We start from the raw sequence: 23,488 nt of genomic DNA on the forward strand, positions 1-23,488 counted from the left end.
GAGATTACATGGAGCAACAAGAAAATCAAAATAGAAAGTTGTTGTTAATCGGTTTAGTAATCGCGATGCTATTTGCTGCATTAGATGGAACAATTGTTGGTACAGCAATGCCACGTATCGTCGGTGACCTAGGCGGATTAAGTTTAATGACATGGTTAACGACAGCTTATATGTTAACATCAACGACAGTTGTACCAATTGCAGGTAAATTAGCGGATTTACTTGGTCGTCGTAACGTATATATAACAGGGCTAGTTATTTTCATGATTGGTTCGGCGTTATGTGGTATGGCGAATGGTATGACAGAATTAATTATTTTCCGTGGTATTCAAGGTCTTGGTGGCGGTATTATGATGCCAATGGCTATGATTATTATTGGAGATATGTTCACGGGAAAAGAACGTGCGAAATGGCAAGGTATTTTTGGTGCGTTATACGGTCTTGCTTCTGTAATTGGACCGCAAGTTGGTGGTTGGATTGTAGATGCAGTGAACTGGAGATGGGTATTCTACATTAACTTACCGGTTGGTATTTTAGCAACAATCTTTATTGCAATGGGATTAAAATCACATAAACAAACAGGACCAATTAAAATTGATATCGCTGGAATCTTTACGATGATTCTAGGTGTTGTAAGTTTATTACTTGCGCTAACGTTTGGCGGAAAAGATTATGCATGGGATTCTTGGCAAATTATCGGTTTATTCGCACTAGCTGTAATTGGTATCGTTAGCTTTGTTATTGTTGAAACGAAAGCTGAAGAGCCGATTTTACCAATGCATTTCTTTAAAAATCGCACATTTACAATACTGAATGCGATTGGATTCTTTATGAGTATTGGAATGTTCGGCGCGATTATGTTCGTACCATTCTTCATGCAAGGTATTGTAGGAGTAAGTGCTGCTGAATCAGGAACAATTATGACTCCAATGATGATTACAATGATTGTAATGAGTATTATCGGTGGGCAACTTGTATTAAAAGTTGGTGTAAAACCACAAATTATCGCAGGTATGCTTATTATGGCCGGTGGTTTCTGGTTATTAACAACGATGGATATGCACACAACGAAGCTTACAGCTACTTCTTATATGATGGTTATCGGTTTAGGAATGGGTCTTGTAATGCCGACATTAACATTAGCGTTACAAGAAAGCTTCCCGAAAAAAGACCTTGGTGTCGTAACGTCATCAAGTCAGTTCTTCCGTCAAATTGGTGGAACATTTGGTATTACAATTTTAGGATCAATTATGAATAACACTTCAGGTACAACGTTAACAAATAAATTAGTACCTGTATTAGATACATTCCCGAAAGAAGCGGGACAAATGGTAACGAAATTTAAAGATATGATTCACACAGATCCACAAGGTTTATATTCGATGCTATTTAGCCCAGAGGCATTAAAACAAATGCCAGAAGCGTTTGCTAACAGCATTGTACCTATTTTGAAAAACTCTTTAGTAGACTCGCTTCATACTGTATTCTTAACAGGATTAGTATTTATCGTAGTAGGTGCCATCTTTACGATTTTCTTACAAAAAATTAAACTATCAGATCGTAAAAAAGATGCTGAAGAGCCTGCTGTTGAAGAAAAAGAAAAAACTGTATCATACTCGTAATGAAGAAGCATCGCCTTATGGCGGTGCTTTTTTGAGTATAACCTTAAAAGCTTTTTAGTGAGAAATGATTGACGTATTTTTAGAAATACGTTATATTATTTTCTGTAAACGGTTACATTAAATGAGGAGAAAAGAGAATGAGTACGATTAAAGACGTTGCGAAATTAGCGGGAGTATCTGTTGCGACCGTTTCCAGAGTTCTAAATAAAAATGGATATGTTCATGAAGATACATTAAAAAAGGTAGAGCGTGCAATAGAGATGTTAGATTATAAGCCTAGTACAGTAGCGCGTTCACTGTATAATAAAAAGTCTCGTTTAATTGGCTTAGTTGTTCCGAATATCGTGAATCCGTTCTTTCCAGAAGTTGCACGTGCCGTAGAAGATGTAGCACATAAACAAGGTTACACAGTTGTTCTTTGTAACTCTGATGAAAGTTTAGAAAAAGAGAAACAATACATTGATGTACTTAGACAAAATAATGTAGATGGATTTATTGTAGCAACGAATCCACAAAATAGTGTTAATTACATGAATTTATCTGTTCCGGTTGTTGCGATTGACCGTATGTTTAATGAGCGTATTCCTACTGTATATGCAGATAACTATGCAGGAAGTCAGGCTGCGACAAAGTTGTTACTAGATAAAGGATGTAAACATATTGCACATATTCGCGGACCACGTGATGTGAGTACTGCAAATGAACGTTTTGAAGGTTTTGTAGACGTTATTACGCAAAATAATCTTTCGTATATGATTGCGGAGAGTACGTTTGAGCCAGCAAATAGTGAGCGTGTAGCGATGGAATTATTAGAAGAATACCCGCATATTGATGGTATTGTTGCTGGGAATGATTTAATTGCGATTGGTATTGTAAAGGCTGCACTTCAAAAGGGGATTGCCATTCCAGATGATTTACAAATTATCGGATTTGATGGCATTTCTTTAACGGAAATGATGTATCCATCTATTACAACAGTTGCACAACCGATATATGAAATGGGGAAAATTGCAACAGAGTTGTTGTTAGAGCAAATGGAAGGAAATACATTAGAAGAGAAACACTATCGTTTGCCAATTGAAATTATAGAACGAAATACAACGAAGTAAGGAGATGAAACAGATGCCAAATATTGCAGTAGTAGGAAGCATTTCAATGGACTTAGTGGCTGTTTCAAAAAAACGGCCGAAAGCAGGAGAAACAGTAATTGGTGAAGCGTTTCATACAATCCCAGGAGGGAAAGGGGCAAACCAAGCAGTTGCTGCAGCTAGGTTAGGAGCAAATGTAGCAATGGTTGGAGCGGTAGGAAATGATGATTATGGAACAGTAGTTAGAAAAAATTTAGAGAACGAACGCATTTTTATCGATTATGTGGTACCGGTTACAGATAGAACGACAGGAATTGCTCATATCGTTTTAGCAGAAGAAGATAACAGTATTGTTGTCGTACAAGGGGCAAATGCTCTTGTAAATAAGTCAGTTGTAGATCGCTCCAAAGACCTTCTTGTAAAAGCGGATATGGTTGTTCTTCAACTAGAAATTCCACTTGAAACAGTAAAATATGTATTGGCTATTTGTGAGGAACATAATATTCCTGTTATGTTGAATCCAGCGCCAGCACAAGTTTTATCAGAAGAAATTTTAGAAAAAGCAACTTATATTACGCCAAATGAACATGAGTGCCGCATCGTATTAGATGATTTTACATCACCAATTGAAGATTTATTGGCGAAGTATCCAAATAAATTATTGATGACAGAAGGTTCTAACGGTGTTCGTTTCCATAATGGAACAGAGATTGTACATGTTCCTAGCATTGCTGTTGATGTAGTGGATACAACTGGAGCTGGTGATACATTTAATGGTGCGTTAGCAGTTGCACTTTCTGAAGGAGAGACACTTCAAAAAGCAATTCGTTTCGCGAATATTGCCGGTGGTCTTTCTGTAACGAAACTTGGGGCACAGGGCGGTATGCCAACGAGAGATCGAGTACGTGAAGTGCAGGTGATTGTTGGATGAAAAAGCATGGTGTATTAAACAGTGAAATCGCGGCAGTCCTTGCTTCACTTGGGCATACAGATACGGTTGTAATTGCTGATTGCGGTTTACCAATTCCTGACGGAGTAAAACGAATTGATTTAGCTGTTGAGATTGGAAAACCGAGTTTTTTAGAGGTGTTACAAGTTGTAGCTGATGATATGGCAATCGAAAAAGTGACGTTAGCAGAAGAAGTCATTATAAATAATGCGGAAGTAAATAAAGAGATCGAACGGAAATTAATAGAGCCAGCATTTGAGTATGTATCTCATGAACAATTTAAAGAGCATACAAAGAAAGCGAAGGCAATTATTCGTACAGGCGAGGCTACGCCTTATGCAAATGTAATTTTACATGCAGGCGTGATTTTTTAATAAAGGGAAGTGATGGGAATGCATATTGAAATGAAAAACATTTCAAAGGCGTTCAATGGCAATCCTGTTTTGAAGAATGCACAGTTTATGATTGAAACAGGAGAAGTCCATGCATTGATGGGGGAAAATGGAGCGGGTAAATCAACGCTCATGAAGATTTTAACAGGTGTATACAAAAAAGATGGTGGGACAATCAAGATTGATGGGCAAGAGCGCACCTTTAAAAATGCGAAAGAAGCTGAAGAGTACGGCATCGCATTTATACATCAAGAACTAAACATATTGCCGAATTTAACAGTAGCTGAAAATATGTTTCTCGGTAAAGAGTTAATGTATGGGAAAACAGGTATTTTACGCACTCGACAAATGAACGCGATTGCGCAGCAGCAACTAGCAGAGCTAGGGCTGCATGTAAGAGGCGCTATGTTAGCAGAGGAATTATCGGTTGGACAACAGCAAATTATCGAAATTGCGAAAGCATTAATGACAAACGCGAGCGTTATTATTATGGATGAACCTACTGCGGCACTGACGGATCGTGAAATCGAAACGCTCTTTACAGTAATCAATAAGTTACGTAAAGAAGGTGTTTCATTCGTGTACATTTCGCATCGTATGGAAGAGATTTTCTCAATATGTGATGCTATTACGATTTTGCGTGATGGAGAATACGTAGGAAAGAGATTAATTCCAGAAACATCATTTGATGAAGTAGTGAGTATGATGGTGGGGCGCAGCATTGGTGAACGTTACCCAGAGCGAAATAGTCAAATTGGTGATGTCATTTTTGAAATGCGTAATGGAACGAAGAAAGGGAAATTTGAAAATGTTTCGTTTCAAGTGAGGAAAGGTGAAATCCTTGGTGTAGCTGGTTTGATGGGGGCTGGTCGCACTGATATTATGAAAGCGATATTTGGTTATGAACCTTTAGACTCTGGACAAATTTTTATAAATAGACAAGAAGTAAAGATTGATAGTCCAATAGATGCAATTAGACAAAGAATTGCTTTCATTACAGAAGATAGAAAGTCTGAAGGATTAGTGTTAGATTTTTCAATTCGAGAAAATTTAGCTTTACCGAATTTAGAAAATCTTTCAAAGGGAAGTGTTCTAAGCAATGAGCTAGAACAACAGTTTACAGAGGATATGATGAAGCTTCTTAATGTGAAAGCATCTAGCGGAGAGCAGGCAGTGAAATCTCTTTCTGGTGGAAATCAGCAAAAGATTGTAATCGCAAAATGGCTAGGCATTCATCCGCAATTACTCATTTTAGATGAGCCAACAAGAGGTGTCGATGTTGGAGCGAAAAAAGAAATTTACTCTATTATGAATAAGCTTACAGAGCAAGGCGATGCCGTTATTATGGTATCATCTGAGCTTCCGGAAGTTTTAGGGATGAGTGATCGAGTTCTTGTTATTCATGAAGGAAAAGTCGGCGGAATTTTAGGGAAAGATGAGGCATCACAAGAGTCTATTATGGCACTAGCTACAGGGGGAGAGTAAGGATGGCTAAGAAGGGGAATGTATTACAACAACTCGGTTCTTTAATCGGTTTAGTATTAATTATCGTCGTAATTACAGCTTTAAATCCAGCGTTCATTGAAATTCCAAATTTATTTAATATACTGCGTCAAGTATCGATTAATGCGCTTATTGCATTTGGAATGACCTTCGTAATTTTAACAGGGGGTATTGACTTATCGGTAGGTTCTATTTTAGCATTATCAAGTGCACTTGTTGCTGGAATGATGGCAAGTGGCATGGATCCGTTCCTTGCAATGGTAGTTGGACTATTAGCAGGTCTTGTAATGGGAATTGTAAACGGTATCATCATTGCGAAAGGAAAAGTAGCTCCATTTATTGCAACTTTAGCAACAATGACTATTTTTCGTGGGTTGACGCTTGTTTATATGGACGGACGTCCGATCACTGGTCTTGGTGATCATTTAATGTTCCAAATGTTTGGCCGCGGTTATTTTCTTGGTATTCCGGTACCCGCTGTTACAATGATGATCGCTTTCGCAGTACTGTACTTCATTTTGAAGAAAACGACATTTGGTCGCCGTACATTTGCAATTGGTGGAAATGAAGAAGCAGCAGCACTATCAGGTATTAATGTTACGAGAATTAAAGTAATGATTTACGGTCTTTCCGGAATTTTGGCAGCGCTTGCAGGTATTGTCTTAACATCACGATTAGATTCTGCACAGCCGACTGCAGGTACTTCTTATGAATTAGATGCAATTGCAGCAGTTGTATTAGGTGGAACAAGTCTTTCTGGGGGAAGAGGATGGATTGTTGGTACATTCATCGGTGTACTTATTATCGGTGTACTAAATAACGGTTTAAATTTATTAGGTGTATCTTCTTTCTTCCAACAAGTTGTAAAAGGACTTGTAATCTTATTAGCTGTATTAATTGATCGTAGAAAAGAAGCGTAATGGAGGGACAGTTCATGAAGAAATGGTTACTTATACTCGTTGCATGTATTATGGTCATTACTGCTGGTTGTTCAATGGAACCGCCAGAATGGGCAAAGGATTCTAGCGATAAAGGTCGAAATAAAACTATTAAAGTTGGATTCTCTGTTTCAACTTTAAATAATCCCTTCTTTGTAACTTTGAAAAAGGGGGCAGAAAAGAAAGCGAAAGATAGTGGCATCGAATTGATTGCTGTTGATGCGCAAAATGATGCAGCAAAGCAAACGAACGATGTTGAAGATTTAATTCAAAAGGGTGTCGATGTAGTTGTTATTAATCCGACCGATTCAGATGCTGTTGCTTCAGCAGTAAGTGCAGCAAACGCAGCAAATGTTCCTGTTATTACAGTAGACCGCGTTGCGAATTCAGGTAAGGTTGTTTCTCACATTGCATCTAATAATATCGAAGGTGGTCAAATGGCTAGTGATTACATTCGTGAATTAGTCGGCGAAGGAGCAAACGTTGCTGAGTTAGAAGGAATCCCTGGATCGTCTGCTGCTCGTGAACGTGGGAAAGGATTCCATAACGTAGCCGATAAGTCTTTAAAAGTAGTTGCCAAACAAGCGGCTGATTTTGATAGAGCGAAAGGATTATCTGTTATGGAAAACATTTTGCAAGCAAATAGCGATATTAAAGCCGTGTTTGCTCATAACGACGAGATGGCATTAGGTGCACTTGAAGCATTGAAGTCTGCTGGAAAAACAGATGTAGTAGTTGTTGGATTTGATGCAACAGAAGATGCTGTGAAAGCGGTTAACGATGGGCGTATGGCTGCAACAGTCGCTCAAAAACCAGAATTAATCGGAGAGAAGGCGATGCAAACAGCAAAAGAGATAACACAAGGTAAAAAAGTGGACAAATCTATTCCGATTGAATTAGAGCTTATTAAGAAAAATAAATAAATATAAAATGAAAATTAGGAAGGAAGAACAACAAATGAAATTCTTTATTGATACAGCAAACATTAACGAAATTAAAGAGGCAAATGAATTAGGCGTATTAGCTGGAGTAACGACAAATCCATCACTTGTAGCAAAAGAAGGCGTAGATTTCCACGAGCGCATTCGTGAAATTTGCAACGTTGTAGAAGGACCTGTAAGTGCAGAAGTAATTAGCTTAGAAGCTGATAAAATGATTGAAGAAGGAAAAGAATTAGCGAAGATTGCTCCAAACGTTGTTGTAAAAGTTCCAATGACAACAGAAGGTTTAAAAGCAGTAAAAGCGTTCTCTGATTTAGGAATTCGTACAAACGTTACATTAGTATTCTCAGCAGTTCAAGCATTACTTGCTGCTCGTGCTGGTGCAACGTACGTTTCACCATTCTTAGGTCGTTTAGATGATATCGGTCATAACGGTATGGATTTAATTCGTCAAATCGCAGAAATCTTTGCAATTCATGGTATCGAAACAGAAATCATCGCAGCATCTGTACGTCACAGCGTTCACGTAACTGACGCAGCATTAAACGGTGCACATATTGCAACAATCCCAGCAAACGTAATTGCTTCATTAGTGAAGCACCCATTAACAGATCAAGGAATTGAGAAATTCTTAGCTGATTGGGAAAAAACACAAGAGAAATAATAGAAAAGCAAGAATCCTAGTTTAATTGACTAGGATTCTTTTTTATTTAAAAGAATTTTCATGCAATTTTGCATATTGTCTTTTAAATTTGTTATATAAGATATTTAATATATATCACATAACTCTTTATTTTTAATATTTCGACATAAAGTGAAACTTTAATCAGTGGGGGCTTTGTTCATCCCCCCACTGATTATTAATTGAACCAAGGGATAAAAAGATAGAGGGTCTGACCAGAAAACTGGAGGGCATGATTCTATAACAAAAAGCTTAATGTTTATAGAATTATGTCTTTTTATATAGGGAGGGTAGTAAACAGAGATTTGGACAAAAATGCACCGATTTATCTGAATTTTAAGTTTTATAAAGGGGAGAAATGGAATGAGAAGAAAAGCACCATTTAAAGTGTTGTCATCATTAGCAATTGCGGCAATTATCGGATGTACATCTGTAATGAGTGCTCCGTTAGCATATGCAGAAACGGTAGCAAAAGAGAAAGATAGTGTATCTACAACACCAATTGATTACAATTTAATTCAAGAAGATCGTTTAGCGGAAGCTCTGAAAGAAAGAGGAACAATTAATCCAGCATCTTCTAAAGAAGAGACGAAAAAAGCTGTTGAGCAATATATTGAAAAGAAACAAGGAGATCAGGCGAATAAAGAAATTCTTCCAGATGCTCACTCACAAGAAACATCTGATTTCACAAAAAAAGTAAAAGAGAAAAAGATGGAAGAAAAGGAAAATGTAAAAAAGGCTGAAAAAAATGTTAGCCTTGAGCAAAAGCCAGAACCAAATAAAAAGCAATTGAATGGGCAAGTTCCAACTTCAAAAGCAAAGCAAGCTCCATATAAGGGATCTGTTCGATCGGATAAAGTATTAGTGTTACTCGTTGAATTTAGTGATTATAAACATAATAATATTGATCAAACACCAGGTTATATGTATTCGAAAGACTTTAGTAGAGAACATTATCAAAAGATGTTGTTCGGTAATGAGCCGTATACTTTATTTGATGGTTCAAAAGTAAAAACGTTTAAACAATACTATGAAGAGCAGTCTGGTGGTAGTTATACGACAGATGGATATGTAACGGAGTGGCTAACTGTTCCAGGAAAAGCATCTGATTATGGAGCTGATGGTAGCAGTGGTCACGATAATAAAGGTCCAAAGGGTGCACGTGATTTAGTGAAAGAAGCTTTGCATGCAGCTGCTGAGAAAGGACTAGATTTATCTCAGTTTGATCAATTTGATAGATATGATACAAACGGGGACGGGAATCAAAATGAACCTGACGGTGTAATTGATCATTTAATGGTAATCCATGCTGGTGTTGGTCAAGAAGCTGGTGGCGGTAAATTAGGTGATGATGCGATCTGGTCACATCGTTCAAAATTAGCAGTAGATCCAGTAGCGATTGAAGGTACGAAATCAAAGGTAGATTACTTTGGTGGTAAAGTAGCAGCACATGATTACACAATTGAACCAGAAGATGGAGCTGTAGGTGTGTTTGCACATGAATTTGGACATGATCTTGGATTACCAGATGAATATGACACGAAATATACTGGAAATGGTTCACCAGTCGAAGCTTGGTCATTAATGAGTGGAGGTAGTTGGACAGGGAAAATCGCAGGAACAGAGCCGACTAGTTTTTCACCACAAAATAAAGACTTCTTACAAAAGAATATGGGTGGCAACTGGGCAAAAATATTAGAAGTAGATTACGATAAAATTAAGAGTGGTGTGGGAGTTCCTACCTATATTGATCAAAGTGTTACGAAATCAAATCGTCCAGGCGTTGTACGTGTTAACTTACCAGGTAAAAGTGTTGAAACGATTAAACCGGAGTTTGGAAAGCATGCATATTATAGTACAAGAGGCGATGATATGCATACAACGTTAGAGACACCATTCTTTGATTTAACAAAGGGAACAAATGCAAAATTCGATTATAAAGCAAATTATGAGTTAGAAGCAGAGTGCGATTTCGTCGAAGTACATGCAGTAACAGAAGATGGAACGAAAACATTAATTGATAGACTTGGGGAAAAAGTAGTCCAAGGAGATAAAGATACAACAGATGGGAAATGGATTGATAAATCATATGATTTAAGTCAATTTAAAGGCAAAAAAGTGAAACTACAATTCGACTATATTACAGATCCGGCTGTAACATATAAAGGTTTTGCGATGGACAATGTAAATGTAACTGTTGATGGACAAGTTGTATTTTCTGATGATGCAGAAGGACAGTCTAAAATGAATTTAAATGGTTTTGTTGTTTCTGATGGGACAGAGAAGAAAGCTCATTATTACTACTTAGAGTGGAGAAATTATGCGGGATCAGATAATGGTTTAAAAGCAGGAAAAGGTCCAGTGTATAATACAGGTCTTGTCGTTTGGTATGCAGATGATAGTTTCAAAGATAACTGGGTTGGGGTGCATCCAGGTGAAGGATTCCTTGGTGTTGTAGATTCTCATCCAGAAGCGCTAGTTGGTAATTTAAACGGAAAACCAGCATACGGTAATACAGGCATGCAAATTGCAGATGCAGCATTTTCATTTGATAAAACACCAGCATGGAGTGTAAATTCATTAACACGTGGTCAGTTTAACTATTCTGGATTACAAGGTGTTACAACTTTTGATGATTCAAAAGTATATAGTAACAAGCAAATTGCAGACGCAGGAAGAAAAGTTCCAAACCTTGGACTTAAATTCCAAGTTGTTGGACAGGCAGAAGATAAATCGGCAGGCGCTGTTTGGATTAAACGTTAATAACATAAAAGCACATTCTTCATATGAAGAGTGTGCTTTTTAATTTGTACAGTAAGTTATTATTTTAGTTTATCCCGCATTAACGGTCAGTAAGATCCCCACCTCAAAATTCAGTGGAAGTAAAGAAGTTAGTTGGGAGATCAACTGCCCGTAAAAGCCCGATTGGTTCAACTAATAATCAGTGGGGAGGAACAAAACCCCCACTGATTAAAGTTTCACTTTATGTAATACAAGTGTTTATTCATGTGTAGTGTATCAAATTATGTGGGGAAAGGAAATATTTCCGAGGAAATTGTCGAAGTATCGTCAGTATTTATAAACTTTCTGTTTAAAAGAAGAGATCTATTATTGCCTTTACGGCTCAATTTATTTACATTGTTATTTGGTTATACACAAAAGTAATATATTGGGCAAAAAGAGTTCTATTCGATAGGGGTCTTTGGTTTTGTATTTGATATACAAATATTAACCTCAATTGTTTGGAAATGTATCTTCTTGTTTAGCATCATTTGGACTTTAACTGCAGTTTTTGTTTTTCGTTTATATGAAGAGCGAGATGAGCCATTACCTTTTATATTTAAATTAATTGGCATTATTCCAACGCTTCCATTGTATTATGGATTATATAAATATGCATTTTAAAAAAGACAACGATGGATTATCCCATCATTGTCTTTTTTACTTTGCTTCTTACATAAATCATCCCAGCAAATGTTAATAAAAATGCTGTCCCGATAATGAAGCTGATGCTAGGTGATGCTCCAATTGCGCCGACTGTAAAGGAGCCAGCAACAACTCCTAATGAGAAGAAGGCATAAAATAATCCGAATGCCTTTCCGCGATTATCGTCTGTAGTATTTTCAACAAGTAAAGCGTTAATAGACGGAAAGAGGATTGCGAATCCAATTCCATAAATCATCATTACGATAAAGAGCATACCTTTTGTAGCAAATAATCCGAGTAAAGATAATGCGAATGCCATAACTGCAATTCCGATTAGCATTAGTTTCGAACGATTAAATCGATCATAAATACGATTTGTTGGAAGCAAGAAGAAGAGGATAGCAGTTATACCAAATACACTTAACATCATGCCTGTTGTAGATGCTTTAAGCGCTAATGCCTCAACTTTTACTGGTAACATATAAGTGACAATTCCTTGTGAAAACATTAATGTGAAAGCACCAATATATGCTTGTAATAACGGTTCTGATTTTAAAAGTTCAACCATATCTTCTTTGTTCATCATTTGCGTTCTTGATGTATCTTTTCTTGATACGTTATTTGGTAAGAAGAATAGAGATACGATCGTACCAAGAGCCATTAAAATAGAAATAGTAATGAAGACCCACTCTACGCCAGCTGTTGCTTTCATAATACCGCTGAAAGCAGGTCCTACGATTGCGGCTGTTCCAACAGCAGCACCAGATAGAGCCATTGCTTTTCCTTGTCTTTTTGCATTTGTTTGTTTTGATAAAAATGTAAAGGCAGCAGGAATTAAAAAGCCATCACTAAATCCATGCATAAAGCGCACAACTAATAGTTGTTCACCACTTTGAACAACGGTGTATAACAAGACTATGAAACTCGTAATTCCCATGCTTATATAAAGGATTTTTTTTGCACCAAATTTATCGACAGCGGCTCCAGCAATAATATTACCGATCATATTAGCAAATGAGTACATACCGACAACTAGCCCGATAATAAGAGGAGTTCCTCCAAGGCTTTGAGCGAAAGTACTCATAATAGGTAATTGTGAAAATGTATCTAAAAATGCCACGATAACGATAAAGTAAATAAAATATTTCAAGCGATATTCACCTCTCCTATGCTATTATGGCACAATGCTAATTTCACCTGCAATGAAATTGAATTAACAGATGTGGAAAAAAGTACAAAGTGACAAAATATTGAACGTTATTTGTAAAAAATTAGTGGGGATGTGATTGTTTTTTTGAAATATATGGATAGAAGTATTATAATAGAATTGTAAACTTCACCAGGTTAAGTATATACATAGAGAGGGATGTATAAAATGAAAGCACTACTTTGGCATAATCAACGTGATGTACGAGTAGAAGAAGTACCAGAACCAACAGTAAAACCAGGAACAGTGAAAATCAAAGTTAAATGGTGTGGTATTTGTGGGACAGACTTGCATGAATATTTAGCAGGGCCTATTTTTATTCCAACAGAAGAACATCCATTAACACATGTGAAAGCACCTGTTATTTTAGGTCATGAGTTTAGTGGTGAGGTAATAGAGATTGGTGAAGGAGTTACATCTCATAAAGTGGGAGACCGCGTTGTTGTAGAGCCAATTTATTCTTGTGGTAAATGTGAAGCTTGTAAACATGGACATTACAATGTTTGTGAACAACTTGTTTTCCACGGTCTTGGCGGAGAAGGCGGCGGTTTCTCTGAATATACAGTAGTACCAGAAGATATGGTTCATCACATTCCAGATGAAATGACGTATGAACAAGGTGCGCTTGTAGAACCAGCAGCAGTAGCGGTTCATGCAGTACGTCAAAGTAAATTAAAAGAAGGGGAAGCTGTAGCGGTATTTGGTTGCGGTCCAATTGGACTTCTTGTTATCCAAGCAGCTAAAGCAGCAGGAGCAACTCCTGTTATTGCAGTTGAACTTTCTAAAGAACGTCAAGAGTTAGCGAAATTAGCAGGTGCGGATTATGTATTAAATCCAGCAACTCAAGATGTGTTAGCTGAAATTCGTAACTTAACAAATGGTTTAGGGGTAAATGTTAGCTTTGAAGTAACAGGTGTTGAAGTTGTACTACGTCAAGCGATTGAAAGTACAAGCTTCGAAGGACAAACTGTAATTGTTAGTGTATGGGAAAAAGACGCAACAATTACTCCAAATAATTTAGTATTAAAAGAAAAAGAAGTTATTGGTATTTTAGGATACCGTCACATCTTCCCAGCCGTTATTAAATTAATTAGCTCTGGTCAAATTCAAGCAGAGAAATTAATTACGAAAAAAATTACAGTCGATCAAGTTGTTGAAGAAGGATTTGAAGCACTTGTAAAAGATAAAACACAAGTGAAAATTCTTGTTTCACCTAAATAAGATAGAATCGAATAAAGTAGCCCTTTTCTAGAAATAGAAGAGGGCTACTTTTTTTCTATACTGAAAGGTGATAGACTTTCCTTTGACTCAATGTATTTTTGTTTGGAAGGGAGAATCTAATGCTTTCATTTTTGTTAACTTTAAAGCGAATGTTAAGAGCCTGTTTACGAGCGTGGAAAGATAAAGAATTTCAAGTATTATTTGTATTAACAATTTTGACTTTAATATCGGGTACGATTTTTTATAGTACAGTTGAAGGATTACGTCCTATTGACGCTTTATATTTTAGTGTGGTCACGTTGACGACTGTCGGTGATGGGAATTTTAGTCCGCAAACTGATTTCGGAAAGATATTTACAATCTTATACATATTTATTGGGATTGGACTAGTGTTTGGATTTATTCATAAGTTAGCAGTTAATGTACAATTGCCAAGTATATTATCGAATAGAAAAAAAGAGTAAAGCATTCAGATGCTTTACTTTTTTTTTACATTAGTTTAGACAAGCCTTAATAATAGTTTATTAAAATGAAAGTGTATTCATTCATTATATTCACTGTGTATAAAGTTATAATGATATGAACATTTGCATATTTTAATTTAGTGATAGAAATTTCGTGAAAGGTGGGATATTCTAGTCATAGGTTAACCGGACGACATCATAGGATCCTAACAAAATGTTTACAATAATTCAATTATAAAATGGAGGATTTTATATGAAAAAGAAAGTACTTGCTTTAGCAGCAGCTATTACATTAGTTGCTCCATTACAAAGTGTTGCATTTGCTCATGAAAATGATGGGGCACAGAGATTTGGAGTTATTCCGCGCTGGTCTGCTGAAGATAAACATAAAGAAGGCGTGAATTCTCATTTATGGATTGTAAACCGTGCAATTGATATTATGTCTCGTAATACAACACTTGTAAAACAAGATCGAGTTGCACTATTAAATGAATGGCGTACTGAGTTAGAGAACGGTATTTATGCTGCTGACTATGAAAATCCTTATTATGATAATAGCACATTTGCTTCACATTTCTATGACCCTGACAATGGGAAAACTTATATTCCGTATGCAAAGCAAGCAAAGGAAACAGGAGCTAAATATTTTAAATTAGCTGGTGAGTCTTATAAAAATAAAGATATGAAACAAGCGTTCTTCTATTTAGGATTATCTCTTCATTATTTAGGGGATGTAAACCAACCGATGCATGCGGCAAACTTTACGAATCTATCGTATCCACAAGGATTCCATTCTAAATATGAAAACTTTGTAGATACGATAAAAGATAATTATAAAGTAACGGATGGAAATGGATATTGGAACTGGAAAGGTACGAATCCAGAAGATTGGATTCATGGAGCGGCAGTAGTTGCGAAACAAGATTACGCTGGCATTGTAAATGATAATACGAAAGATTGGTTCGTGAGAGCTGCTGTATCACAAGAATATGCAGATAAATGGCGCGCTGAAGTTACACCAATGACAGGTAAGCGTTTAATGGATGCACAACGTGTTACTGCTGGATATATTCAGCTTTGGTTTGATACGTACGGAAATCGTTAAGTATTTAAAAAAGGTCAAATCTCAGAATAGAGTATTTGGCCTTTTTATCACTATACAATACATGGAGGTATGAAACGTGAAAGGTAAATTGCTAAAAGGTGTACTTAGCTTAGGTGTTGGTTTAGGAGCTTTATATAGCGGAACGTCAGCTCAAGCAGAAGTGCCTACAAATCAAAATGATACATTAAAAGTGATGACGCATAATGTATATATGCTATCAACAAACTTATATCCGAACTGGGGACAAACTGAGCGTGCTGATTTAATCGGGGCGGCAGATTATATAAAGAATCAAGATGTAGTTATATTAAATGAAGTGTTTGATAATAGCGCTTCAGATCGTTTATTAGGGAATTTGAAGAAAGAATATCCAAATCAAACAGCAGTATTAGGTCGTAGTAGTGGAAGTGAATGGGATAAAACGTTAGGAAACTATTCATCTTCAACTCCTGAAGATGGTGGCGTTGCGATTGTGAGCAAATGGCCAATCGCTGAAAAGATTCAATATGTATTTGCAAAAGGATGCGGGCCAGATAATTTATCGAATAAAGGATTTGTATACACGAAAATTAAGAAAAATGATCGTTTCGTTCACGTGATTGGGACGCATTTGCAGGCTGAAGATAGTATGTGCGGAAAAACTTCACCAGCATCTGTACGTACGAACCAATTAAAAGAAATTCAAGATTTTATTAAAAATAAAAATATACCAAATAATGAGTATGTGTTAATTGGTGGTGATATGAACGTAAATAAGATAAATGCAGAGAACAATAATGATTCAGAGTATGCATCTATGTTTAAAACATTGAACGCTTCTGTACCATCTTATACTGGACATACAGCGACTTGGGATGCAACGACAAACAGTATTGCAAAATATAATTTCCCTGATAGTCCTGCCGAATATTTAGATTATATTATTGCAAGCAAAGACCATGCGAACCCATCGTATATAGAGAATAAGGTGTTACAGCCGAAATCTCCACAATGGACTGTTACATCGTGGTTCCAAAAATATACGTATAATGATTACTCTGATCATTATCCAGTAGAGGCGACTATTTCTATGAAGTAGTTTCAAAAAGTTTCTTCGTAAAGAAGAAACTTTTTTTATTTGCAAACAGGAAAATCATACTTTCTTTCCAATATGTATAAGACATATTGAAAAGAGGAGAGAAAAATGTGGATCGAGGAATTTTTAAAGAAGTTCCATTACCGTGTGCATTTTTGGATGAAATGGCTTTAGATAGAAATATTCAATCGATTATAGAGTTAAGTGGAAATAAGAAGATTCGTATAGCGAGTAAATCGTTACGCTCTGTTCCGATTATGCAAAAGATTTTAGCTGCAAATGATCGATTTCAAGGTGTTATGTGCTTTTCACCTAGAGAGATTTTATTTTTAATAGAACAAGGATTTAATGATTTATTGCTTGGATATCCTGCTTATGATGAGAGAGCTTTGTATGAAATTAGTTTGTTAACAAAGAAAGGTTTCATTATAACTTGTATGGTGGATTGTGAAGAGCATATTGTGTATTTAGAAAGCATTGCTGAGAAATCTAAAGGATGTTTTCGTGTTTGTTTGGATGTTGATATGAGTAGTCGTTTCTTTCAATTTCATTTTGGTGTACAAAGATCCCCAGTAAAAAATGTGCAGGATGCGTTGAAAGTAGTAGAAAAGGTGAGAAGGTCATCATATTTAATGTTAGATGGTGTAATGGGTTATGAAGCTCAAATTGCTGGGGTGGGAGATCATATACCGAATCAATGGTTGAAAAGTAAAGTAATTTCGTATTTAAAGCAGAAATCAGTGCTAGAAGTGAAAGAAAGAAGAGAACATATTGTAAAAGCAATACAAAAACTTGGTATTGAGCTAAGGTTTGTAAATGGAGGCGGAACAGGAAGCATAAAAACAACTGAGAAAGATAATTCAGTTTCAGAGATTACAATAGGTTCTGCTTTTTATTCTCCGAAGCTGTTTGATTATTATAAAGAGGTGAAATTTCATCCAGCGGTCGGATTTGCTTTACCAGTTGTGCGTAAACCAGTCCCGTTTATTTACACTTGCCTAGGTGGTGGATATATTGCTTCAGGAGCAGTTGGAAAAGATAAAGAGCCTGAAGTTTGGAGACCGAAGGGTGCAAAACTATTAGCTTTAGAAGGTGCTGGCGAGGTACAAACGCCAATTTTTTATAACGGCGAGGAACGAGTGGATATAGGAGAGTCCATTTTGTTTCGTCATAGTAAGGCTGGTGAATTATGTGAGCGCTTTCCTTTTTTGTATCGTGTTAAAAAAGGAGAGATTGTTGGGGAGTATTCAACATATCGGGGGGATGGCCAATGCTTTCTATAAAGGGGAAAAAGTGGAGAAATTGGACAGGGAATGTAGAAGGAACGCCGCATTATACGATGTATCCAGAAAGTATACAAGATGTAGTAGAAGTTGTGGGGCTTGTGCGAAAAAAGGGAAAGAAAATTCGTGTTGTTGGTTCAGGACACTCGTTTACACCCCTTGTGCAAACCGAAGAAGTTTTAGTTTCTTTAGATGAATTGAAGGGCATTGTGAATATTGATGAAGAGAAGATGGTCGCTGAAGTGTGGGCAGGAACAAAGTTATATGATTTAGGGAAGTTACTTGAGGAAAAAGGCTATGCGCAAGAAAATTTAGGGGATATTGATTCGCAATCTATTGCAGGAGCGATTAGTACGGGGACTCATGGAACGGGTATTACCTTTGGGAGCTTATCAACACAAGTTATAGAGATTACGGCAGTTCTATCTAATGGTGAGAGTATAGTTTGTTCGGAAGCTGAGAACGTAGAATATTGGAGAGCGTTTCAGTTGTCACTTGGAATGTTAGGTATCATTGTAAAGATAAAATTGAAGGTTATTCCAGCGTATTCACTCGTTTATGAAAGTGAAAAACAGTCATTATCCACTGTAATGAACAAACTAGAAGAATATAAGAAGCATCGTCATTTTGAATTTTTCGTTTTTCCTTATTCTGATGAAGTACAAGTAAAACTTACGAACGAAACAACGAATCAAGGCAGTGATTTGAAATGGCATAAACTAAAGGTGGAGTTACTTGAAAATAGGATGTTCTCTTTACTATCTAAAGGGTGTAAATGGTTTCCTTCTATAAGTAAAGGAGTGAGTCGATTATCAGCTAAAGCTGTACCAAACACAAAAATAATTGGCCCGAGCTATGAAGTATTTGCTACATCACGTACGGTACCATTTTATGAAATGGAGTATAGCATTCCTTCAAAGTATATGAGGACGGTGGTAGAAGAAATCTCAAATCTTATTGAAAAGAAAAAGTATAAGGTGCACTTCCCGATCGAATGCCGCTATGTGAAAGGTGATGATATATGGCTTAGTCCAGCCTATGGAAGAGATTCAGCGTATATTGCTGTTCATATGTATAAAGGTATGAAATATGCTGCTTACTTTGGCGAAGTGGAAAAAATTTTTCTGAAGTATGAAGGGCGTCCGCATTGGGGGAAAATGCATACATTATCATATGAGCAATTACAAGATATATATCCAGAGTTTCATTCGTTTTTACAGGTGAGGAAATCTCTAGATGAACTTGGAATGTTTTTTAATCCTTATGCAGAAAAGTTATTTATCCCGCTATTTGCCGGGCAGTAAGACCCCCACTGATTAAAGTTTCACATTATGTATATAAAAAAGCTGACAAATAATTATTTGTCAGCTTTTTTTAGTGTAATTGCATTTCTTGTATGACTAATATGTTCATAAAATAGTAGTTTATCACGGCTAAATACATGCAGTAAAACATGAATAATGAATAGGCCGTTAATGATAAATAGGAATAACAATGTAACGAGTAATACTAAAGGTTCTGTATGATTTAACATAGAGCTACTAGAAAGAATATAATTGATTCCGCCTAACGCAAAATAAAATATACCGTAGCGAATAAATAGTTCTTTTAATGTAATACGATCTGATTTTCCTTTTAGATGAATGCGAAGCAATGCTTTCCCAATTGTTTTTCCATTTGTAAAGTATGGAATAAGAATAAAATAAATAAGGATTGAACACGTAATGAAAATGAGTTCATACATATTCGTGTAAGATTGCATATTAGAAACGAAAAAAGAATTTCCTTTGTTTTTAACGACAGGTACGACGATAGATAAGAAAATCCAATCAATTTGCATCGCGATAAGGCGACGAATGAATCCGACTGGTTTCGTTTCCAAATCAATATGACTATCTAACTCGTTTGTCTTCGGAAGGAAGTACGTAAATATTGGTGCAATGATAAAACCAATTACGCCACCTAATGTATTTAAAAACAAATCATCGATATCAAATAATCGGTATGCACAATTGTATATACCGTATAATCCAGTCACTTGTGTTAGCTCGAAAAATAGTGAAAGGAAAAAGGAAATGCAAATTGTTTGTAAGAAACTACGTCGGAAATAATAACGTAAGTAAATACCGAATGGAACAGTTAATAGAACATTAAATGCAACTTGTAAAAACGCAGACTCTTTTAATAAGTAGAAATAAGTAGCTGGTTTCGTTAAAACTGCCGATGTATGACTACTAATCTCTTGTATGAAATAAAATGGTGAGAGTTGCATGTGTTGTGTATTAGCTGGTTGTAGGCTACAAGTATCAAACGTTTGTGGTAACGGCAAAATAACAAGAAAATAGGCATTTAATAAGTAAAGTAATAATGAGTATAAAATAAATGAGCGCCATTTATTTAAATAACCGTATTTTCGATAATTAAATATTAAAAAAGGGATTAAAAGAAACATTGCTAAAAAGGGGAATAAAATAAATGCTGTTTTTACTGGAAATAAATATGCAGTCAAAGTAAAACTCCTTTCAATGAAAATTCGTTTATCATTATAGCGCTAAAAATATTTAAATACAAAGTTAAAATCTTTCGAAATAGAAATAATTACTAATTTTATAGGAATTAAGTTATAATAAATTTAATATGAGGATATTATGATTATGTAAGTTGAGAGAGGGTACAAGAGATGCGATATGAACTTTTTTCTGTAAGTGGGGATCATATTACGACTTTTGAAAGTGCATGGCGTTTTCAGGAGGGAGAACAGATTTTTGTTCATGATGATCAAACAAAAAGAAACTTTATTATTATTCGTCTGACGCATGATGTATTTCAACAAAATAAACATGTTATTCGTTTGTATTGTCAAGAGAAGAAAGTGTATGCATAAGAGAAGCCCTCTTACAGTATGAAAAGTAAGAGGGTCCTTATCTTGTTATTTGTGAACAGCCCGATTGATGAGGGCTGATTAAAGTTTCACTTTATCATTTTGCCCCTCGTAAGGAATAAAAAGAGAAGGGTTAATGCACATAGGTAGCATTTGATTTGGAAGAAAGAATATAGCCTTGTATTTTGTGCTTCAAAGTTTCATTGCCTTCTCTTTGAGAAAGCCATGTATGGTAATCTTGTTGTGTTTTCCATAACATACGAATCATATATTCTGCCTTATCATTTGTACGATGAACATGTGAAAACTCTATGTTAATACAACCGTTCGTTCCAGGGGAAGGATAATATTGTTTAAGCCCATAAAGTAGCTCATTTTCATATTCGTACTTAATGTGAATGAGTTTAGTAACTATAAACATATAAACACCTCTTTTACGATAATAGTAGGAAAGATAGAATTACTGTAATAGTGAACTTAAATAATATTATACTATTCAGAAAATTCTAAGTAAATAATAGGTTTTAACTTAATAGAGGTATAAAAAAGCGAGTCATTCTATTACACTAGATGACTCGCTTTCAATTTGTAAGTTTTACTTTATAAGAAAATAAGAGTAAGTACACCTACGATAATACAATAGAAAGAGAAATATTTTAAATTTCCTTTTGCCATAATGTTCATAAACCATTTTAGTGAAATATACGTCATGATAAATGTTGCGATGAATGCAACGACATATGGTACGAATAATGTGTCTAGGTTTGGATCATTTGCAATGTCTGTAATGCTTAACAATAAGCCACCTAAGCTAACAGGAATGTATAGTAAGAATGAGAAGCGAAGAGCTGTTTCTTGCTTCATACCAAGTAACATTGCTGCTACGATTGTGGCACCAGATCGGCTTATTCCGGGAATCAGTGCGCAAGCTTGTGCTAATCCGACGATGATTGCATCTTTCATAGAAAGGTCGCCATCATTTTTACGACCGCGTAAATTTCTAATAATCCAAAGGCCGACAGCAGTAATAAGAAGGGAAATCCCAACCATCTTCACACCTTTTAAGTACTGATCGATGTAATCTTTAAATAAAACACCAATAACACCTGCTGGAATGGTTGCAATAACAAGATAAATAATAAAGAAGAAATCTGATTTTGCGTCTTCTGCTCTTGTAAATATATAAGAGAGACCATTCTTCGTTAGACGAATTAAATCATTTCTATAAATAAGTAATACAGCTAATAATGAAGCTGAATTAACAAGTAGTTCGAAGCTAAACCCTTCTATTTTTAGTCCTAGCAAATGTTGTGCTAAAACGAGATGACCACTTGAAGAAATCGGAATTGGTTCTGTTAGTCCTTGGAACAGACCGAGAATTAAATATTTTAAAACGTAGTAAAATTGTTCCATAATAACCTCCTTGTTTATTAGTTGAAAGAAACAACTTTTCCATTATAACAAAGATATGGATGAATATTGAAAAGAAATAAATATTCGAAATAAAATAAAAATCCCTTATAGCAGTATAAGGGATTTTTATTTTTAATTAAGAAGTTACTGTTCCTTGAAGACTTTTAGACAATTGAACATCGACTTTTTCAGCATCATGAATATGATTCATAATAGTAGTATTTAATTTTTTGAACATTTGTTGCGTGTTAGCGAATTCTCGTAATATGTCATCATTACAAGATTTTTGGTTTTCGATAGCTTTAATAACATTTGTAGCACCATTTTGTAACGTTTGAATCATAACTAAAATATTTTCAATTCTAGCATTTGTATCGGCGCTCATTTCTACACCTTCATCAACTAAATGTAAATTATCTTTTGTGTTATCATATGCTTTTTCAATTTCTTCTTGAATTTTTTTCGTTAAGTTGCCGATGTTTTTTGTACTTTCTGCTGTACTTTCCGCTAGTTTTCTTACTTCATTGGCAACGACAGCGAATCCCTTACCATGCTCTCCAGCACGCGCGGCTTCAATACTCGCATTTAAAGCAAGTAAATTTGTTTGTGCTGCAATGTTTTGAATGACTTCTACAATTTGCTCGATTTCCTTTGAGCGTTCGCTTAGATGATTCATACTATTAGACGTGCGTTGAGATTGTTCACCTAATTTATTAATTACAATAAGTAAGCGGTGAACGGATTCTTTTCCTTCATTAGAGCAGTCAATAATTTCTGCAATAGACTGAATTAAGCTTTGTTCCTTTTGTAACATTTCATTATTTAACTCATTGGAATGTGTCGTACGTGTTGAAACATTTTCGAAACATGAACTTAATTGTTGAACTAAGCTTTGAAGTGTATTGTGTTGGTTATTTACAAGTTGATGCTCTTGGACAACGCTTTGTACACGATCGTGGATAGTAGAAATAGTCTCTTGTTTTTCAATATCTTTTTGTTTTAATTCTAATTCTAATTCTTGTATACGCTCTTCTAATTGAGAAATTGTATGTTGGAGTGATTTTTTTTGAGTAAACATGTATTTATTTCAACCGCCTTCGAAAGTTATATTTTCTCTATATTTGGATTTTAGCATCTTTTGTATTTTTTAAATATAGGAATTGTTAAATATTTAAGAATCTATTACATTTTATTCATAATTCTCTTTTTTTCGTCACGAAAAATAAACTGTATTTAATCGTTTTGTAAACAAACTGTAAAATAAATCATGTATAACTGTATAAGAAGGGAGTCGGATT

General features: G+C 35.5%; 20 protein-coding genes and 2 pseudogenes. 17 read left to right on the plus strand and 5 right to left on the minus strand.

Annotation, left to right across the window (positions count from 1 at the left end; genetic code table 11):
- Nucleotides 1-8 precede the first annotated feature (8 nt).
- From ACTFSL_RS14130 to ACTFSL_RS14175, 10 genes and pseudogenes are all read left to right on the plus strand, one after another.
- Nucleotides 9-1,622, plus strand: a complete 1,614-nt coding sequence (locus tag ACTFSL_RS14130) for an MDR family MFS transporter (protein ID WP_000437647.1) — start codon at nt 9-11, stop codon at nt 1,620-1,622.
- Nucleotides 1,623-1,759: 137 nt separating this feature from the next.
- Complete coding sequence (rbsR, locus tag ACTFSL_RS14135) at nt 1,760-2,731, plus strand: ribose operon transcriptional repressor RbsR (RefSeq protein ID WP_000104051.1); 972 nt, start codon at nt 1,760-1,762, stop codon at nt 2,729-2,731.
- 13 nt (nt 2,732-2,744) lie between these two features.
- Nucleotides 2,745-3,641, plus strand: coding sequence for a ribokinase (gene rbsK, locus ACTFSL_RS14140; RefSeq protein ID WP_001132865.1), 897 nt, complete (start codon nt 2,745-2,747; stop codon nt 3,639-3,641).
- Nucleotides 3,638-4,033: a D-ribose pyranase gene (gene rbsD / locus ACTFSL_RS14145; RefSeq protein WP_000716152.1), complete on the plus strand. Its 396-nt coding sequence runs from the start codon at nt 3,638-3,640 to the stop codon at nt 4,031-4,033. The genes rbsK and rbsD overlap by 4 nt, the downstream gene beginning before the upstream one ends.
- Nucleotides 4,034-4,051: 18 nt before the next feature.
- Nucleotides 4,052-5,536, plus strand: coding sequence for a ribose ABC transporter ATP-binding protein RbsA (gene rbsA, locus ACTFSL_RS14150; RefSeq protein WP_440041875.1), 1,485 nt, complete (start codon nt 4,052-4,054; stop codon nt 5,534-5,536).
- 2 nt (nt 5,537-5,538) lie between these two features.
- On the plus strand, nt 5,539-6,474 hold the full coding sequence (locus tag ACTFSL_RS14155) for an ABC transporter permease subunit (RefSeq protein WP_001074646.1): 936 nt from the start codon (nt 5,539-5,541) through the stop codon (nt 6,472-6,474).
- 14 nt (nt 6,475-6,488) lie between these two features.
- Nucleotides 6,489-7,415 (plus strand): ribose ABC transporter substrate-binding protein RbsB, encoded by a 927-nt coding sequence (rbsB, locus tag ACTFSL_RS14160; protein WP_000758976.1) that lies wholly within the window; start codon nt 6,489-6,491, stop codon nt 7,413-7,415.
- Nucleotides 7,416-7,449: 34 nt separating this feature from the next.
- Nucleotides 7,450-8,097 (plus strand): fructose-6-phosphate aldolase, encoded by a 648-nt coding sequence (gene fsa, locus ACTFSL_RS14165; RefSeq protein WP_000667670.1) that lies wholly within the window; start codon nt 7,450-7,452, stop codon nt 8,095-8,097.
- A gap of 381 nt (nt 8,098-8,478) precedes the next feature.
- A complete protein-coding gene (gene inhA2 / locus ACTFSL_RS14170; RefSeq protein ID WP_001252986.1) occupies nt 8,479-10,878 on the plus strand; it encodes a M6 family metalloprotease immune inhibitor InhA2 in 2,400 nt (799 codons plus the stop codon).
- Nucleotides 10,879-11,307: 429 nt separating this feature from the next.
- Nucleotides 11,308-11,520 (plus strand): annotated as a pseudogene (locus ACTFSL_RS14175) (hypothetical protein); the annotation flags it as partial.
- A 16-nt stretch (nt 11,521-11,536) separates the two neighbouring features.
- Here the strand turns inward: ACTFSL_RS14175 and ACTFSL_RS14180 are convergent.
- Complete coding sequence (locus ACTFSL_RS14180; protein WP_000873271.1) at nt 11,537-12,691, minus strand: MFS transporter; 1,155 nt, start codon at nt 12,689-12,691, stop codon at nt 11,537-11,539.
- A 225-nt stretch (nt 12,692-12,916) separates the two neighbouring features.
- Between ACTFSL_RS14180 and bdhA the strand changes: the two genes are divergently transcribed.
- The 6 genes from bdhA (at nt 12,917) to ACTFSL_RS14210 (ending at nt 19,200) form a co-directional block, all read left to right on the plus strand.
- Nucleotides 12,917-13,969, plus strand: coding sequence for a (R,R)-butanediol dehydrogenase (gene bdhA / locus ACTFSL_RS14185; RefSeq protein ID WP_000645827.1), 1,053 nt, complete (start codon nt 12,917-12,919; stop codon nt 13,967-13,969).
- A gap of 119 nt (nt 13,970-14,088) precedes the next feature.
- The gene (locus ACTFSL_RS14190; protein WP_000948210.1) at nt 14,089-14,433 is read left to right on the plus strand and encodes a potassium channel family protein; all 345 of its coding nucleotides are present in this window, start codon (nt 14,089-14,091) and stop codon (nt 14,431-14,433) included.
- Between the two features lie 253 nt (nt 14,434-14,686).
- On the plus strand, nt 14,687-15,538 hold the full coding sequence (cerA, locus tag ACTFSL_RS14195; protein WP_000730995.1) for a phospholipase CerA: 852 nt from the start codon (nt 14,687-14,689) through the stop codon (nt 15,536-15,538).
- A 76-nt stretch (nt 15,539-15,614) separates the two neighbouring features.
- Complete coding sequence (gene sph, locus ACTFSL_RS14200; protein ID WP_440041878.1) at nt 15,615-16,616, plus strand: sphingomyelinase C; 1,002 nt, start codon at nt 15,615-15,617, stop codon at nt 16,614-16,616.
- A gap of 107 nt (nt 16,617-16,723) precedes the next feature.
- A complete protein-coding gene (locus ACTFSL_RS14205) occupies nt 16,724-17,896 on the plus strand; it encodes an amino acid deaminase/aldolase (RefSeq protein WP_440041879.1) in 1,173 nt (390 codons plus the stop codon).
- A complete protein-coding gene (locus ACTFSL_RS14210; RefSeq protein WP_440041880.1) occupies nt 17,884-19,200 on the plus strand; it encodes a D-arabinono-1,4-lactone oxidase in 1,317 nt (438 codons plus the stop codon). The genes ACTFSL_RS14205 and ACTFSL_RS14210 overlap by 13 nt, the downstream gene beginning before the upstream one ends.
- 53 nt (nt 19,201-19,253) lie before the next feature.
- On the opposite strand, the gene ACTFSL_RS14215 is transcribed toward ACTFSL_RS14210, so the two are convergent.
- Nucleotides 19,254-20,405 (minus strand): VanZ family protein, encoded by a 1,152-nt coding sequence (locus ACTFSL_RS14215; RefSeq protein WP_000128025.1) that lies wholly within the window; start codon nt 20,403-20,405, stop codon nt 19,254-19,256.
- 171 nt (nt 20,406-20,576) lie between these two features.
- Between ACTFSL_RS14215 and ACTFSL_RS14220 the strand changes: the two genes are divergently transcribed.
- Complete coding sequence (locus ACTFSL_RS14220; protein WP_001268332.1) at nt 20,577-20,780, plus strand: hypothetical protein; 204 nt, start codon at nt 20,577-20,579, stop codon at nt 20,778-20,780.
- A gap of 130 nt (nt 20,781-20,910) precedes the next feature.
- Here the strand turns inward: ACTFSL_RS14220 and ACTFSL_RS14225 are convergent, their stop codons facing one another.
- The 3 genes and pseudogenes from ACTFSL_RS14225 to ACTFSL_RS14235 form a co-directional block, all read right to left on the minus strand.
- Entirely contained in the window at nt 20,911-21,198 is a 288-nt protein-coding gene (locus tag ACTFSL_RS14225) for a hypothetical protein (protein WP_440041882.1), read from the minus strand.
- A 179-nt stretch (nt 21,199-21,377) separates the two neighbouring features.
- Nucleotides 21,378-22,190 (minus strand): undecaprenyl-diphosphate phosphatase, encoded by an 813-nt coding sequence (locus ACTFSL_RS14230; RefSeq protein WP_000434794.1) that lies wholly within the window; start codon nt 22,188-22,190, stop codon nt 21,378-21,380.
- Nucleotides 22,191-22,326: 136 nt separating this feature from the next.
- A pseudogene (locus tag ACTFSL_RS14235) lies at nt 22,327-22,857 on the minus strand (methyl-accepting chemotaxis protein); the annotation flags it as partial.
- Nucleotides 22,858-23,488: the final 631 nt, after the last annotated feature.

It is taken from the genome of Bacillus cereus group sp. MYBK108-1, from assembly GCF_051917185.1.
Classification (GTDB): domain Bacteria; phylum Bacillota; class Bacilli; order Bacillales; family Bacillaceae_G; genus Bacillus_A; species Bacillus_A cereus.